14 protein-coding genes are annotated in these 15,545 nt (G+C 47.9%); 6 read left to right on the top strand and 8 right to left on the bottom strand.

Features of this window, described 5'->3' with window-relative positions; all coding sequences use genetic code 11:
* Position 1: 1 nt before the first annotated feature.
* Positions 2-265 (bottom strand): AbrB/MazE/SpoVT family DNA-binding domain-containing protein, encoded by a 264-nt coding sequence (locus ABEW34_RS29275; RefSeq protein ID WP_430164525.1) that lies wholly within the window; start codon positions 263-265, stop codon positions 2-4.
* Between the two features lie 485 nt (positions 266-750).
* Between ABEW34_RS29275 and ABEW34_RS29270 the strand changes: the two genes are divergently transcribed.
* The gene (locus ABEW34_RS29270; RefSeq protein ID WP_430164522.1) at positions 751-4,458 is read left to right on the top strand and encodes an S-layer homology domain-containing protein; all 3,708 of its coding nucleotides are present in this window, start codon (positions 751-753) and stop codon (positions 4,456-4,458) included.
* A 270-nt stretch (positions 4,459-4,728) separates the two neighbouring features.
* Positions 4,729-5,364, top strand: coding sequence for an FMN-dependent NADH-azoreductase (locus tag ABEW34_RS29265; RefSeq protein WP_056042741.1), 636 nt, complete (start codon positions 4,729-4,731; stop codon positions 5,362-5,364).
* A 168-nt stretch (positions 5,365-5,532) separates the two neighbouring features.
* Here ABEW34_RS29265 and ABEW34_RS29260 read toward each other — a convergent pair whose 3' ends face one another.
* The 3 genes from ABEW34_RS29260 to ABEW34_RS29250 form a co-directional block, all read right to left on the bottom strand.
* A complete protein-coding gene (locus tag ABEW34_RS29260) occupies positions 5,533-6,726 on the bottom strand; it encodes an MFS transporter (RefSeq protein ID WP_430164519.1) in 1,194 nt (397 codons plus the stop codon).
* 327 nt (positions 6,727-7,053) lie between these two features.
* The gene (locus ABEW34_RS29255) at positions 7,054-7,470 is read right to left on the bottom strand and encodes a GIY-YIG nuclease family protein (protein WP_430164516.1); all 417 of its coding nucleotides are present in this window, start codon (positions 7,468-7,470) and stop codon (positions 7,054-7,056) included.
* A gap of 66 nt (positions 7,471-7,536) precedes the next feature.
* Positions 7,537-8,310, bottom strand: coding sequence for a DUF2087 domain-containing protein (locus tag ABEW34_RS29250; RefSeq protein WP_430164513.1), 774 nt, complete (start codon positions 8,308-8,310; stop codon positions 7,537-7,539).
* A gap of 181 nt (positions 8,311-8,491) precedes the next feature.
* Here ABEW34_RS29250 and ABEW34_RS29245 point away from each other — a divergent pair, with 181 nt between their 5' ends.
* Together ABEW34_RS29245 and ABEW34_RS29240 are read left to right on the top strand one after the other, a co-directional pair.
* Positions 8,492-8,842 (top strand): PadR family transcriptional regulator, encoded by a 351-nt coding sequence (locus ABEW34_RS29245; RefSeq protein WP_430164510.1) that lies wholly within the window; start codon positions 8,492-8,494, stop codon positions 8,840-8,842.
* Positions 8,826-9,635 carry a permease prefix domain 1-containing protein gene (locus ABEW34_RS29240; protein WP_430164507.1) on the top strand — a complete coding sequence of 270 codons (810 nt, stop codon included), beginning with the start codon at positions 8,826-8,828 and terminating at the stop codon, positions 9,633-9,635. The genes ABEW34_RS29245 and ABEW34_RS29240 overlap by 17 nt, the downstream gene beginning before the upstream one ends.
* Before the next feature lie 452 nt (positions 9,636-10,087).
* On the opposite strand, the gene ABEW34_RS29235 is transcribed toward ABEW34_RS29240, so the two are convergent.
* Together ABEW34_RS29235 and ABEW34_RS29230 are read right to left on the bottom strand one after the other, a co-directional pair.
* On the bottom strand, positions 10,088-11,323 hold the full coding sequence (locus tag ABEW34_RS29235; RefSeq protein WP_430164505.1) for an MFS transporter: 1,236 nt from the start codon (positions 11,321-11,323) through the stop codon (positions 10,088-10,090).
* 33 nt (positions 11,324-11,356) lie between these two features.
* Complete coding sequence (locus ABEW34_RS29230; RefSeq protein WP_430164502.1) at positions 11,357-12,439, bottom strand: lactonase family protein; 1,083 nt, start codon at positions 12,437-12,439, stop codon at positions 11,357-11,359.
* Positions 12,440-12,626: 187 nt separating this feature from the next.
* On the opposite strand from ABEW34_RS29230, the gene ABEW34_RS29225 reads away from it, so the two are divergent.
* Positions 12,627-12,965, top strand: a complete 339-nt coding sequence (locus ABEW34_RS29225; RefSeq protein ID WP_430164499.1) for a LytTR family transcriptional regulator DNA-binding domain-containing protein — start codon at positions 12,627-12,629, stop codon at positions 12,963-12,965.
* Positions 12,966-13,157: 192 nt separating this feature from the next.
* The gene (locus ABEW34_RS29220; RefSeq protein WP_430164496.1) at positions 13,158-14,165 is read left to right on the top strand and encodes an aldose 1-epimerase; all 1,008 of its coding nucleotides are present in this window, start codon (positions 13,158-13,160) and stop codon (positions 14,163-14,165) included.
* Between the two features lie 118 nt (positions 14,166-14,283).
* Here the strand turns inward: ABEW34_RS29220 and ABEW34_RS29215 are convergent, their stop codons facing one another.
* Both ABEW34_RS29215 and ABEW34_RS29210 read right to left on the bottom strand, forming a co-directional pair.
* Entirely contained in the window at positions 14,284-14,742 is a 459-nt protein-coding gene (locus ABEW34_RS29215) for a RidA family protein (protein ID WP_430164493.1), read from the bottom strand.
* Between the two features lie 33 nt (positions 14,743-14,775).
* Positions 14,776-15,537, bottom strand: coding sequence for an SDR family NAD(P)-dependent oxidoreductase (locus tag ABEW34_RS29210; RefSeq protein ID WP_430164616.1), 762 nt, complete (start codon positions 15,535-15,537; stop codon positions 14,776-14,778).
* Positions 15,538-15,545 lie beyond the last annotated feature (8 nt).

Raw genomic sequence — 15,545 nt, 5'->3', positions numbered from 1 at the left:
TCTAACGATCCTTCAATCCTTTTAAAGTATCGTCGTATTGGTCCATAACTTGTGAGAGAGTATTTAAGAAATCGGGGCCAATTCCAGCAGGTAGTTCGATTTTATTTACTTTGCGTATAATGATTTCTCCAGCTGTTTCTTTTACATCAATATGCACGGTATCTCCAAGTTCAAGGCCGATTTGCTTTAAAGCTTCTGTCATCGTGATACCAAGGCTATTGCCAAACTTTGTAACTTTACGTTCCATCTCAATCACCTTACCCATATGATTCACTCCTTATTATATTATTCAATCGTTATAACAATTATACATGCGGTTTAAAGAATAATACAGCTTGTTTAGCAATCTTCTGACAGAGGTCCGACTCCCTCGGCTTCACCATGTAAATCCAGTAAATCCACAACCGCTTAGGTTGTGGATTTTTTGCATTTCAAGCAACCCTACACCCATTGGTTCATTGAATGTTCGTTGAAGCTTCTCTAATTAAATTGGGCTTAGATGCAGCTAGTATTCGATCCGTAATCCCACAATGAATCTTTACTAGGCTCGATCCCAATTTCCATTGCAGTAGAAAACGTCCATCATGTAAAACCTAACCGATACATATTCAGGTTCTACTAATCAAAAGAATTATTAATTTTTCAACCTAAATAAATATAATTTCTTAATAGTTAATGAGTTTTAATTTTACATAGCGCTGTTATATTACTCGTTGGACAACCATTTTATTAAGGGGAGTAGGAAAAGTAATGAAAATCAGAGCATGGCGCAAGGCAATAGTAACCTTATCATTGGTAACGTTGCTGGCTGGAGGATTAAGTTCAGGTTTTGTTCAAAATAATCATGTCTATGCAGCAGATATGGTTACGCCCTCCGTTATAGTTGAGGATTTTGAAGATGGAATCTCAGATGTGAAATTTAATCCTAAACGGATGTATGACGCTGCGCTGCACTTGGAGGATAACCAGAAGCATGTAAGAAATGGACAATATTCGGCTAGAATTGATTACGATATGATTGGGATAGTGGATAATCCTTCACAAATCGAAGTAGGGTATAAAGCAGGGAATATCCCCGTAACAGGTTACCCTACTAAAGTGGGCATGTGGGTTTATGGGAATAATGAAGGACATTTGCTAACGACAAAATTTAGAGATCAGGGCGGCTCCTCTTTCCAAGCAGAGTTTTATGACGCAAATCAAACGGGTATCAACTGGTCTGGTTGGAAATATATTGAGGCCGCTGTTCCACAGGGCAAGCCAGGTCCGATTGTCCTTGAATTGTTTTTCCAATTGAAACAATCGAATATGAGCAAAAAAAATAAAGGCTCGATTTGGGTAGATGATATTACCTTTATCTATGAGGATCTGGATGAAGATAAAGATGTACCTAGCATTAAACCTATATCCCCCGTCGAGAATGACGTATTAAACGCTCCGCTTGATGAATTAAAGGTTGAGCTAACCGATAACGGAGCAGGTCTAGACTTAGATACGTTATCGGTTCTTTTGGATGGAACGGATATTACAGATGGAGCAAACTATTCTTCTGACACTGGTTTATTAACCTATCCAGGAGCATATGTGGATGGCGGTTATCATGAGCTTATTATTGACGTGTTGGATAGGGTCGGCAACCCAGCAAGCAAAACATATGCTTTCACGATAAATGCAGGTGAACGTTTGTTCATGACTGCTGAAGAAGAAGCCGTAAGTAATGAAATCTACCCTGTTCAAGTTAGCATCAAAGACTACTTGAATGCAGAATCGGTAAAATTCGCATTAAATTATGATGCGAGCACTCTTCAAGTAGAAAGCATTACTCAGGCGACTGGCGTTGCCGTAGACTCAAATGTCGACAATGATCACGGCATTGTTCAGGTAGCTCTTGATAATGTAACAGCCGTGACCCAAAATGTTGTTACGGTTAACTTTAGAGTGAGTTCTCATGCCGTGTTAAAGCGTGGTGAAAATTACAAAACCATAACCATGAGTAATCCTGATCTTTCAGCGGGCGGAGTTCAGACTAGCTCACCGCTAGCCTCCCCCATCCACTATACAATCGCATTCCCATATCAGCTGGAAATGACGGGAGTCGGTTTGGGCACACCGTCTACTTTTACCGTATTAGACCGTGAAGGCAAGCCTTATGAAGGTGCGGATATTATTTTCACTGGCTTATTAAAGCAAAGCTCGGTAGTTACGGTTAACACTGTAACGTCTAGTGTATATGAGGATGATGATACATCTTCTGATGTCTTAATGGTTGCAAAAGCTGGAGAACGCTTCTATGCTTCAGCTGAAGCCGAGGATGGTTTATTCGAGGTTATTCTCGCTGATGGCCAAACAACGGCTTATATCTCTGAAGCCGATGTTAGCAGTCAATTATTGAGTGGCAGCCTCGGTAAAACAGATGCTAACGGACAATTAACGACAGACCTGACCACACTGGCACTTGGAACCTATCAGATTCAAGCAGTCATGGGGGATCAGAACAGCAAGGTTGTCCATTACGAAGTTGTTGAGCAGTATGGGACGGATGAACCGCAATATGTTCAGACCTATGTGACAGAGGATATGTCGTCACAACTGAGCGCCGCCTGGCAAACAAAACCAGACCAGGCTTCTACTTATATTCAATACATCGAAGCTAGTGAATGGGGAACAGGAGAAAGCCCTGATTTCAACCATGTAAAACAACAGCAAGCTGAAAGCGAGCTTCAAGTGCTGAGTATGAAGGAGAATGGAACGAAGGGCGAGATCCGCTTTCATAATGTCCTGATTGAAGGCTTGAAAGCAAATACTGCTTACAAATATCGTGTAGGCTATGAGGGCAATTGGTCGGAGTGGCATAAATATTCTACGGTAGACCAGAACAAATCAACCCCGACCTCATTCTTGTTTATTACGGATTCGCATACGAATCAATCACAAGGAATACAAGCTTATCAAGCACTAATGACTAGCGCTTTGACACAATATCCATCCACGCAGTTTGTTATGCATGGCGGAGATATGGTTGATGTAGGCGCCGCATTTGAAGAATGGCAGAAGTTCTGGCAGGCTTCTTCCGTCTATGCAGCAACACTTCCAACCGCTCTAACCTTGGGTAATCATGATGTGAAGAGCGAAGGTAAGGAAGTATTTACTAAAGGTGCGAATTTTCCAATGAACGGACCCGCATCCCAACTGCAATATGCTTATTCTTATGAGGTCGATGACACTCATTTCGTCGTTTTGAACTCAGAAGGCACAGAGGAACAAATGATTGAACAAGCAGCATGGTTGAAAGAAGACTTGGAGCAAAATGATAAAAAATGGACGATCGCGATGTTCCACCGTCCTGCCTACCATACGGAAAATGGTCGAGAATCCCTAGTGGAGTATACCCAAACGTATTTTGCTCCTATTTTGGAAGAGAAGAAAGTTGATTTAGTTCTAGTGGGTCACGATCATGTGTATGCTCGCACTTATCCCATGCAGGAGGGCAAGCCGAATAAAGCCACAAATGAAGGTACTGTATACCTTGATGGCGGTGCTTCGGGCTGGAAATTCTATGATGGCACCCAGTATAATTATTTGAATCATATTTTTGATGAAGACGTTCCTGTATATTCCGCTATTGAAATTACCAGTGATGAGATTCGTGTGGAAGCGCGTACGAGTGCAGGGAATATCGTAGATGAGTTTTCCGTTGTGAAACCAACGAACAATGAGCCGTCGACACCGACGCCAACGCCAACGCCAACACCGTCGCCAACGTCGCCATCTACCTCGACACCAATATCAACACCAACGCCAGTACCAACGTCGACACCAGTGCCAACGCCAACACCGGCACAAACACCATCGCCTTCGACGCTGGTTTTCAACGAGAAGGTAGATCTAGACGTCATTAAGGCTATCGTAGAAAAAGAGCAATCTGCGCCTGCCGTAAGCTTTACGGACGTTCCAGCCACTTCATGGAGTGCAACAGTAGTCGAGCGTGCCGCTAAGATGGGTATTGTAACAGGGTACAGTGATGGCTCTTATCATCCCAATGAAAAGGTAACTCGCGCGGAGTTCGCTACAATGCTTGCGAAAGCTTTTGGCATTGCGAATGCAAGCGGTTCTTCCTTCACTGACACACAAGGGCATTGGGCCTCAGACGCGATCGCAGCCTTACAGGGTAAGGGGATAATAACGGGTTACAAGGACGGTTCTTTCCATCCTAATCAGCAAATCTCCCGTGCCGAGATCGTTGCCATGCTTGCTCGTTTGACGAACTATAGTTCTAACACATCCAATCCATTCTCGGATACAGCTGCGAATTGGGCCTCTGAACCAATCAGCGCTTTCGCAGCCGCGGGTATCGTAAGCGGCAAAGGCAACGGATTGTTCCAACCGAATGAATCTGCTACCCGTGCGGAATCAGTTGCAATGATTATTCGCTTGTTGGATAAACTGCTCGCAAAGTAAGTACAACATGATTAATTTCAAGTAGCGGAATCCAAAACCATAGTCGTAACGAGGCCGTGGTTTTGGCGTTTCTGCTGTCCATCCTAAGCTTGCCTTAAAGCTGAATTTTCATAAATAAATAACTCCACACAAGGGCAGACTGACTAAAGTCCACAAACGTCCCATCAGAAAAATAGTCTAACATTAAAATTAATAAATCACTTATTGAAATTAACTAAAAAAAAGTTATAATGGAGAAGTACCATTTAAACACGAAGGGAAGTTATAATTATGTCTACTGTATTGTACATTACTGCACACCCGCACGATCACTCCACATCTTTCAGCCTTGCTGTAGGTGAAGAATTCGTTAACGCTTATCGTGAAGCTAATCCTTCTGATGAAGTCGTTCGTCTTGACTTGTTCAATCTTGATATCCCTGCTATCGATGCTGACGTATTCAGCGGTTGGGGCAAGCTTCAATCCGGCACTGCTTTCGACCAGCTTTCTGCTGCTGAGCAAGCAAAGGTAGCACGTCTGGGCGAGCTCGTTGATCAGTTCGTTGCAGCTGATAAATATGTTTTCGTTTCCCCAATGTGGAACTTCTCATTCCCTCCAGTTCTGAAAGCATACATTGATGCGGTTTCCGTAGCTGGCAAAACGTTCAAATACACTGCTGAAGGTCCTGTAGGCCTGCTTACTGATAAAAAAGGTTTGCACATCCAAGCTAGCGGCGGCGTTTATTCCGAAGGTCCTGGAGCTGCAATGGAAAGCGGCTTTAGCTACCTGAAAAAAATCTCGCTGTTCTACGGAATTCCTTCCTTTGAGCCGCTGTTCGTTGAAGGCATGGCTGTATCGCAAGATCAAGGCCAAGCGATTAAAGCACAAGCAATCGTTAAAGCGAAAGAAATTGCAGCTAGCTTCTAATTTTTCAGTGCTATCTTTTCACTGCTTTAACAACAACAACGGCCGAGATCGGATCTCGGCCGTTGTTTTGTCGTTGGTTGATGCTAGAGTCACTGCTTTACCGCATACCGATAACTCGGCACATCCGGTTGACGCCAAAAAGAATTGCTGTTCTCTACCCCGTTTAAATTAGCCCCTAGCTTCAATTGTCGTTTTGTCATGACCTGCCTCCCTTATTCCCCATGCTGCTCCCAGCAATGTAATGCCCGTTAATAAAAATACAAATGGAATACCGGCCCATCCGCCGAGAAATCCGCCCAGCAGCGGGCCAACTACAATGCCAAATTGACTGGCGGTTTGGCTCAGACTAACCGCTCTCCCCCGAAAATCCTTATCCGCATATTGGATAACGAGCGCATTCAGCGCTGGATACACAGCAGCGAAAAACAAACCGTAGCCAAAGCGTAAAATCCCAAAGCCGACCAAATGCTGCATGGTTAGTTGAAGCAAATTGCCAATGCCGCCGCCAATCAGCCCAATAAGCAGTACCTTGCCATAACCGATTCGCCCGCCAAGCCTCCCCCAATAAGGGCCCATAATGACGGTAGCAACCCCTATCGCCGAAAACACAATGCCCGAGCTGAGCTTAGCGTTGCTTAGGCTGCCGCCAATTTGCACAACATAGAGCGTCACCAATGGCTCCAAAATCATGACCGAGGTGGACACCAGCAAAATCAGCCCATAGATGCGTAATAATTTGGAACTCCGGGCTGCCTGCTTCAAATCCTGAAGTACGCCCGGCCTTGCCTCGGTACGGCGCTCATGAACTTCTTTTACGCCTAGAACAACGGTCGCTGAAATCAGCGTAATGATGCCTGATGCAATGAAGCATTCACGCAGTCCGATCCACTGGCTCAGCACGCCTCCGACAAGCGGACCTACAATGCCGCCAGCAGCGGTCGATGTGGAGATGACGCCTAGCGCGTATCCAACGTGTTTTTCCGGTGTGTTCGTCCCGACCAAAGCGAGCGAAGCGGGCGTAAAACCCGCCATCACCCCTTGAAAAATCCTCACAATGATAAACGTATAAGGATCATGGACAAAATAGTTCGCCACATGCGCGGCACCCAGGCCAACGCCTGAACGGACAAGCATCAGCTTGCTGCCATATTTATCGGCAAGCGAGCCCCAGAAAGGCGCACATAAACCGCTGATCAGAAAGCTGATGGCAATAGAAACGCCGGACCAAGCCTCCAAACCTTTGTTGACACCCAAATCATGCTGCAAAAACAACGGGAAAAATGGCACCGAGAGCGTATATGCCATGTGATTGAAAAACAGCCCAAACCATAAAATATAAAGATTACGCTTCCAGTGAAGCACTGCGCCGCTCCTCCATTCGTTCCCGCCCTTCACCTCTCGTTCAATTTCCGATAATTCTCATTAACTTAATTGGTTTTAATATAAACAACACTCTATCACTTCCCATCTCTTACCGTCAATTTACTTGCTAATAGAAATTGTCTATGAGTCGATTCAGTTTATCGATTGGGCAAGCATCATACCTGCATGCAGCAGCATGCTGCAAAGCGGCAAGCATACAAAAACAGGACCATCCGTCCCCTTTCGGGAGGATGATCCTGCTCTCTTTTTTCGAAACACTTTATGAGGCTTGCTTCATGCTCGCTTACCTAGCCTGCCGCACTTAGCCTATTCCGGCTCGTTATAACAATCGACGCCTTCAGCCAGCAGCTTTTCCAGCCACTTCTGTTCCAGCTCTTCAGCCGCTTTTTTATATTTGCGCATTTGCTCGGCTGACGTGCCGCCCTGCTCCGCTGGGAACACATCCTTGTAATCGAACAGCACCTTCTCTTCAAGCTTCATTTTCTCCAAAATATCAAATTCGAACTGCGCCGCTCCCTGCTCATTCCAGTCCATTTGCAGCTCATCATTTTTGTGCGTGCCAAAGTCCAGCTCAAACCGCACCCGATTTAATGCCCCATCCATATTGGAGGTCGAGCCAATAAACCTGCGTCCGTTTGCCGTATTCGTAATTTGGTAGACGCCCATCACCCGTTCCTGCTCCATATACTGTGCCGTCAGCTGCTTGCGCTCTTCTTTATTCATCGCTGCTCCCCCTCAAATTTGTCTTTCATCCAATTCGTCTCCATCCATAAAGCTGCCTTGCCCCAGTCAGTTCTTAACCCAATATTCGCTGCAATCATCCGTGCGGTCAAGAAAACCATATTCGATCAAATAGCGGCGCAGCGTCACATAGTCCGCTTCCCAGTAGCGTTTGAGCTGCTCATTTATTTCCTTCTCCGTGTACTTGCGCGATGCTTCAAAGTCAGCCGAAATATGGCGCAAAATCGCCACCTTGCGCTTCTCCTTACGTGGGAATGAAGCAAGCGGACCATCCGGCCCCTGTGGAAAATATTGCTTCATAATCGACTCGTACTCATCCTCTGTAATCGCATACCGTTCATCAACCCTCGTCGCTGTGCGGTGAATCGGCATAAAACGCGGAGTATCTGCGGACACTCCGCTCTCCATCAGCTCAATGGCGGCCAGCAGCAGCTTCGCCTGCTTCGCTTTCTCCTTCAGCACAAACCGATGATTGCGAATCGTCGATGCGCTGCCGCCTCCCGAGCTTTTGACGATTTCCGCATCGGACATGCCCGAGGCAAACTGCCGGATGAGCTGCTTTTGCAAATCGGTCAGCCCGCTCGCCTTCTTATCCATCCCCAGCAAGTAGTCGAGCATCGAGCCATGGCTATGCTGAACATGATAGGCTGCATATTTGCGGGCTTCATACCATTTATCGCTATCCGGTACTCGAAACACTTCTCCTTCCTCAAAGGCTGCTCCACATACGAGACAGCTATATCGGCCTTCATCTTCAACGAATACAAAGCCTTTCTTGAGGTCGGCAAGCTCTGCTGACCAGAACAAATCATTTTGCGACAAAACAAACACCACCCATTTGGAAACTCTTATTTTATAGACATAATAACATTTTGTTTGGTTATTTTCAATATTCATTTCAAATGCTCAATGAATTTAAATGATCTCGCTATATTCTTATTTTTATAATACCTTGCATTATATAGTATTATATTTTATATTTATTTCAGGGGGGATGAACGTTTTGGAAATTAACAAGGAAGTTCTGAAGGGCCATATCGATACGATCATATTGTCCTTGCTGCACAGCCGGGATCGCTACGGTTATGAATTAGCTAAAAATGTGCGCGACCAAAGCGGCAATCAATTCGATCTAAAGGAAGGCACCTTGTATTTATCGCTTAAGCGGCTGGAGAAAAATAAGTGGATAACATCCTATTGGGGCAATGAGCAAGGGCCCGGCGGCAGACGCAAATATTACAAGCTTACCGCGGAAGGCGTAGAGGGCTATTTGGTTAAATGCTCCGAATGGGAGTTTCTGAAGCATATGATGGAATCATTTTTGCAAGGGGGAGACCATGTTGAAGGAAATTGAAGTGTATGTGAACAGGCTGTATCAGCATGCGGCCGGGAATAAGAAGGAAATAAAAGAACTGAAGGATGAAATGCGCAGCCACCTAATGGAGGCCGTACATGAGCTAAAGCAGGAGGGCAAATCCGAGCAGGAGGCCGTTCATCTGGCTATAGAGCGATTTGGGGGAGAAGCCGAGCTGCAATTGATCATTGGACAGCTGTTTCAGGCACAGCGGGTTTTCGCAAAAAGAGTGCTGTACACAGCGATTTTTTTCCTAGTAGCCAGCCTTCTCACCATTTTCATCATCTGGGTGGATGAACTCGGAAATAACCATGAGAACCGAGCTATCGCCGATCGTATTTCTGACCTGCTAGGTACTCAGTCCAGTATTACGGCTGATCAGCAGGAGCACATCAAGCAGCTGGCACAATCCGCTGGACAAATTGCCAGCATTAAAGTGTACAAGCTTGATAAAGTGGAACGGGAAAATGGCTTTCATACAGAAGGAGTTATACCTGATTACCAGTACGATACGTCCGTCCCTATTTTTGAATGGATGGATTATTACTATCAGCGCAATCAGGAATGGTTCATTCATATTAAATCCCGCCATTTCTCCGGAATTTTCGATGCTGTCCTTGTTGGCGGACTTACTGCCTACATTGTGCTTTTCACCATTTGGGCCATTATCAACGCCTACCATCATAGAAGGCTTAATACCGGTTGGATAATCGTCTTTACTTTATTTAACGCAGTCGGCTACATCGCCTATCACCTCATTAGGCGAAAAGCGCGGTTGAACGCTGCGAGTTAAATCAGCAGTCTTAAAAAAACTCGGCCAATATTTTCAGAAGAAAATCAAAAAAGGCAGGAGAAGCTTTTCCTGCCTTTTGACGTAGTGTTACCGATCAGCCAGTATGCATCCGTCCCATATAATAATTTTAACAGAATCGTCCACAGTTACTCCTCATTATGGTATAGGTCTTTACGCCGTAAGGTATCTTTTACTGTTGTCAAAAAGCACACCTTCTTTTTATTCATTATATCATAATCAGCACTAATTCAACCTTATTCAACCGACCATAATTCCATTTATTCTTCTTCTCAATTGTGTCTGCTAAGCCGAGCCCTTATCATTTTGTTTCCAGCGAGCAAGCGTAAAATGCATCGGTTCTTAATGAGAATGCCCCTCGTGTGGCTATATAAAAGCAAAAAGTCTCCAAAACCGCTCTAATCCACGATTTTGGAGACTTCCTCATATCCAGCTTAGTTCCGCCGATCCTTCGGCAGCAAAATGCCGAACAGGCCGAGCAGCGGCAGCACGCTGGAGGCATACATCACCTGCGCGATGCTGTAGTGATCGGCTGCTGTGCCGAGCACGATGGCTCCCAGGCCGCCCATGCCGAAGGCGAGCCCGGTAATCAACCCCGATGCCATGCCGACTTTGCCTGGCATTAGCTCCTGCGCGTAGACGACGCTGACCGAGAAGCTTGACTGGAGAATAAGGCCAAGCAGCGTAATGACCGGATACACCCAAAAAATCGGCAAATGCGGCAAAATGACGGTAAGCGGCGCTGCCCCCGCAATTGAAAACAGCAGCATCCGCTTGCGCCCGAAGCGGTCGGACAGCATGCCGCCGAGGAACGTTCCGGCGACGCCCGCCGCCATGAACAGAAAGAGCGGCACCTGCGCGGCGCCAATCGACAGCCCATAATCCCGCTGCAAATAAAATTGATAAAAGCTTGTGATCCCCGCTGCATACCAGGAGCGGGCAAACACCATAATGAGCAGCAGCCCCAGCGCAATAGCTACTGCTTTCGTGCTAAGTGCGTCCGCTTTTGCTGCGGCTGTACCGCTCTGCTTCGCCTTGCGATCAGCGATTCCTTTCGCTGCGAGCTCCGCTGCGTACCAAGGCACAATGCGCAGCAGCAGCATAATGCCTGCCAACGCCAGCAGCGTCCCCCATACGGCGCCGCGCTGCCCAAGCGGGACGAATATAAAAATCGTCATGAGCGGCGCTAGCGCTTGCCCAAAATTGCCGCCAACCTGGTAGATCGACTGTGCCAGACCTCGTCTGCCGCCTGCAGCAAAATAAACAACCCGCGAGCCTTCGGGATGGAATACCGCTGAGCCAAAGCCAACGAACACGACAGCGAGCAAAAGCGTCCAGAAGTTTGGCGCATAGGCGAGCCCCGCCATCCCCGCCATACTGCAGCACATCCCAGCAATGAGCATCCAGGGCGCAGGCCTTTTATCTGATAAAATGCCAATAACCGGCTGCAGCACGGATGAGGTCATATACAGCGTAAACGTAATCCAGCCGATTTGTCCGAACGTTAGACCGAGCGATTGTTCAAAAATCGGGAAGAGGGCCGCGACGACCGACTGCATCGAATCATTCAGCAGATGGACGCCGCTAATCGCGAATAATATGCCAAATAACGCTTTATTTTTCGAATCCATCGTTTTAATCGGTTTGCTTAATGTATCTACATTGGACATGCCTTTAGCCTTCTCTCACTGATTGTGCTGTGTTTAACCGATCCAGACGAACACAGGACTCGAAATATGTAAAAGCTCGCCCTCAGGCGTCAGCAAACCGCTGTCCGCATCAACCGTATAGCTCAAAAGGTGATTGGTCTTTTGGTTCGCCACAAGCAGCCTGCTGCCATCAGGAGCAAGTGCAAAATTTCGCGGGCCTTCCCCGCCGCAGGAAATATGCTGCACCAGCGTTAGCGTCCCATCAGCCGCATTCACTTCAAATACCGCAAGGCTGTCATGGCCCCGATTGGAGCTGTACAAGAACTTGCCCGACGGTGCCAGCGCAATATGCGCCGCATCGTTGTACGAATTAAACCCTTCAGGCAGCGCGCTAATGGTCTGCACCAGCTCCAAGGAGCCTGCATCCTCCGCATTCTTTCGCAGCACCGACACCGTCGAATCCAGCTCATTCATCACATAGACGATTGGCAGTTGATCATGCAGCGCCAAATGCCGTGGCCCTGCTCCCTTATGCAGTTGGTAGGAGGACACCTGCTGAAGCGGCTCTGCGCCCTCTGAATTTTGGCGATAAATTAGGATGGTATCCGTGCCGAGATCCGTTATGTAGACATATGGCGACGGCCCGCTGAGCGGCAAAATCGCATGGGCATGCGGCGCATCCTGACGGCTCGCATTTGGCCCAAGCTCTCCCTTGCTGCCGACAATTGCTGCCGCCGGCTTCAAGGATCCATCCTCTGCAAGCGGCAGCATCGCTGCATTCCCGCCTGTATAATTGGCTACGAATACAGACTTGCCATCCGAGCTGACATAGCAAGGATGCTCGCCATGGGTAGACTGGCGGTTTAGCTCGCTCAGCTTGCCGGTTTCCGGGTCAATCGCATAAGCAGCAACCTCTCCGCCCGGCACACCGTTCGCCTCTGCCGTTTCACTGACCGCATACAACCGGTCCCGTGCTTCATTCACGCTCAGAAATGATGCATTTTCAATACCCGTTACCTGCTGAATGACAGTTAGCAAGCCGGATTCGATATCCTGTTTCGCTACATAAATACACTGCTCCGAAGCACTGCCATAGCAGCCGATATAGACAATTCCTGCGAGCTTATTTGCTTTCAATCGTATTCATCCTCTCGTACTCTCATTATGTAAGCGTAATTTTTATATTTATAGTGACCATAGCACAATGAAAAAAAGCAGACAACCGTTTTCGAAAAAACGCTTTCCAATGTCTTCTGCCCATGATATAATGTAAGCGCTAACAATTTTCCGTTTTCATTCTCATTTCTTGAAGGGGGCTTATGGAATGATGAATACTGTATTGAACGGTGAACGCAATATTTACGAGGATTTTGAAATTGAGTCGGACGTCCTGTTTTTCAAGGTCGGCATGCCCGAGCTCGTCAGCTTCCACGGCAGAAACTACAATATAAAGAAAAGAATGACCGGGGACCAGATTCGCAAGCTGATTGATGACAGTCATTTTTATCAAGTCAGCTCCAATTGCTACATTAACATCCGCAAGGTGAAGGCGATTACGGACGGCATTGCTTATTTCGGAACCGATGCATCCGACTCCAAGAACGTCCCTATCCCTAGACGCAAGCAAACCGTCATCAAGCAGCTCGTAGGGCAAGCGCAATAATCGGTTAACGGGCACATACCGCACCGCACACTAATAAACGACGTCCATAGGCGTACGCAGTCGCCGTTCATTCACACACAACCGCCGTATACCGTGTCTAACGGAATACGGCGGTTGTGTGTTTACTTTGATCCTGTTATTCTAATCTGGAGCATGAATCGCCAAATATTCGCCAAATTTAAGGAGGCTATTATGAGCAAGCAAGGACAAGCGCTTGAGCAAGCATTTCATGGAGAACCAGCCGTTTGGCTAAAATGGGGCGCCTACGAGGCTGCGGTTTTGCCCGCAGTAGGGGCTAACCTGATTGCGTTCCGAGATATAGAGAAGGGCTATCATTTTTTGCATGAGCCAGCTGAGAGTGAAATGGCCGCATTTAAAGCAAGTCCCGGCACTCACGGCATTCCCGTGCTGTTCCCTCCGAACCGTTATCAGGATGGTACGTTCACAATGAACGGCAAGACGTATACGTTCCCAATCAATGAGCCAAGAACAGGAAACCATTTGCATGGCTTCGTACATACAGCTGCATGGGAAGTGCTGGACTACGGCACACTGAAAACCGAAAGCTACGTGCTGCTTCAAATTGCAGTGGATGAGCAGCATCCGATTTATACGTATTTGCCGCATCGTTTTGCAATTACGCTGCGTTATTCATTGAATGACCAAGGACTATTCCAGCATATTTCCGTACATAACCGCGGGAATGACGCAATGCCATGCCTGATCGGCTTCCATACGGCGATTAATGCGCCTTTTGCCCCGCAAAGCTCTTCCGAAGACTACAGCTTCACGCTGACAGCCGGAAAACGCTGGGAGCTGAACGAGCGCATGCTGCCAACCGGACAGTTTTTGCCGCTTAGCAGCGACGAAGAGAAGCTGAAAACGACGGGGGCTTCTCCTTATTTTGAGCCGCTGGACAATCACTATACAGTGGAGACGCGCAATGGCCGCAATCAGATGGAGCTCACGGATGCTCGCGAGCAAGTGACTTTGGTCTATGATGCAGGAACAGCCTATAAACAGTGGATGGTGTGGAACAGCAACGCCTCCGGTCAATTCTTCTGCCCTGAGCCGCAGCTTAACCTCGTCAATGCACCGAATGTCGATCTGCCAGCAGACGAAATCGGCCTGGTCAGCCTGGAGCCCAACGGCATCTGGGAAGAGACGAGCCGCCTGTATGTGAAGCCGGCTGCCAAGTAATAGGCGGCAATAATAAAGGAAATAGCCGAAGCCCCGCATACGAGCGGGCGCTCCGGCTTTTTTCATGGAAGGAACAGTGAACAGTGGGAGCTTCAGTCCAGGGGCTTTAGCACAGCCCCTACTCCTCTACTTCAAAAATCGAATCCACAATAATCGGGAGATTATTTCTTACCGATACAGCTCCGAGGACGGAGCGGGCATGGCTTCCTTTTTCCCCGAACACGTCCATCATTAAGTCTGAGCAGCCATTCAGCACCTTGTGGTGCTCTTCGAACTCCGCTGTCGCATTGACGAAGCCTTGAATTTTCACGACCCGTTTTACTTTATCCAGGGAGCCCAGTGCTTCCTGCAGCACGGCCAGCACCTCAAGCCCCGCCTGCCGAGCATATTCATAGCCTTCCTCAGTCGTGAAGTCCTTGCCCAGCTTGCCCTTCGGACCTCCAGATGGCCCCTTGCCTGAAACAAACAGCAGTCCATTCACATTTACACAGTTTGCGTATTTTGCCGCAGGCTCGCTCGCCTTTGGCAGCACAATGCCAAGCTCAACAAGTCGTTTGCTAATCGTAGACTCGGACAAGAGAACACCACCCTTTCGATTTATGCAGCATCATTAAATCGCTGGCATAACGTTTCCGCCATTGACCGGCACATACGCCCCCGTAATGAAGCTGGACAGCTCGGACGCCAGAAATGCGACTGTGTTGGCAATTTCCTGATCGCTTCCCCGCCGCTTCAGCGGCACATTTTTCTCATAGCCTTCATTGCGCTCGCTGCCTGCAGCACGATCCCGTTCGCTGATCGTCCAGCCCGGCGCCACTTGGTTGACCGTAATGCCGCTCTCGCCAACCTCTTTGGCAAGCACGCGGTACACGCCGTCCATGCCTCTTTTGCCTGCTACGTAGGCCGATTGGCCAGGCGCATTTTGCATCGCACATTCCGTGTTGATGCCGATAAAACGACCGCCGCCGCGCTCCACCATTGCGGGAACGAATGCTTTCGCCAAATAGACGCTCTGCATGACGCAGGATTCGAACTGGCTTTCATAATCCTCCACCGGCTGCTTCAGCACGCTTTCCCACTGGTACTGAATGACGGCATTCGCCACGACAATATCCACGTGACCAAGGCCTGCCGCCGCTTCCGCTTGAAGCCGGTCCACATCGGCTTGCTTCGTAATATCTGCCTGAACCGTAATCGCGCGCCTGCCCAAAGCTTCTACCGCCTGCTTCAGCTCCAGCGCCTTGTCCTCATTGCTCCGATAATGGATCACGACATCTGCCCCGCAGTCTGCGAGCGTTCTAACCATCACGCGTCCCAAATCTCCGGTCGCTCCTGTTACGAGCGCGATCTTTCCAGTCAAGTCGAGTTGCAGCATTAACG

The sequence above is a fragment of the Paenibacillus algorifonticola genome, assembly GCF_050481745.1.
GTDB lineage: Bacteria > Bacillota > Bacilli > Paenibacillales > Paenibacillaceae > Pristimantibacillus > Pristimantibacillus algorifonticola_A.
This window is presented reverse-complemented; position numbering and strand designations above follow the sequence as displayed.

What these genes read in the sequence shown, in the direction of transcription:
- ABEW34_RS29275 (WP_430164525.1), bottom strand. Translation starts at nt 265, where the DNA reads ATGGGTAAGGTGATTGAGATGGAACGTAAAGTTACAAAGTTTGGCAAT.
- ABEW34_RS29270 (WP_430164522.1), top strand. Translation starts at nt 751, where the DNA reads ATGAAAATCAGAGCATGGCGCAAGGCAATAGTAACCTTATCATTGGTA.
- ABEW34_RS29265 (WP_056042741.1), top strand. Translation starts at nt 4,729, where the DNA reads ATGTCTACTGTATTGTACATTACTGCACACCCGCACGATCACTCCACA.
- ABEW34_RS29255 (WP_430164516.1), bottom strand. Translation starts at nt 7,470, where the DNA reads ATGAATAAAGAAGAGCGCAAGCAGCTGACGGCACAGTATATGGAGCAG.
- ABEW34_RS29240 (WP_430164507.1), top strand. Translation starts at nt 8,826, where the DNA reads ATGTTGAAGGAAATTGAAGTGTATGTGAACAGGCTGTATCAGCATGCG.
- ABEW34_RS29235 (WP_430164505.1), bottom strand. Translation starts at nt 11,323, where the DNA reads ATGTCCAATGTAGATACATTAAGCAAACCGATTAAAACGATGGATTCG.
- ABEW34_RS29225 (WP_430164499.1), top strand. Translation starts at nt 12,627, where the DNA reads ATGATGAATACTGTATTGAACGGTGAACGCAATATTTACGAGGATTTT.
- ABEW34_RS29220 (WP_430164496.1), top strand. Translation starts at nt 13,158, where the DNA reads ATGAGCAAGCAAGGACAAGCGCTTGAGCAAGCATTTCATGGAGAACCA.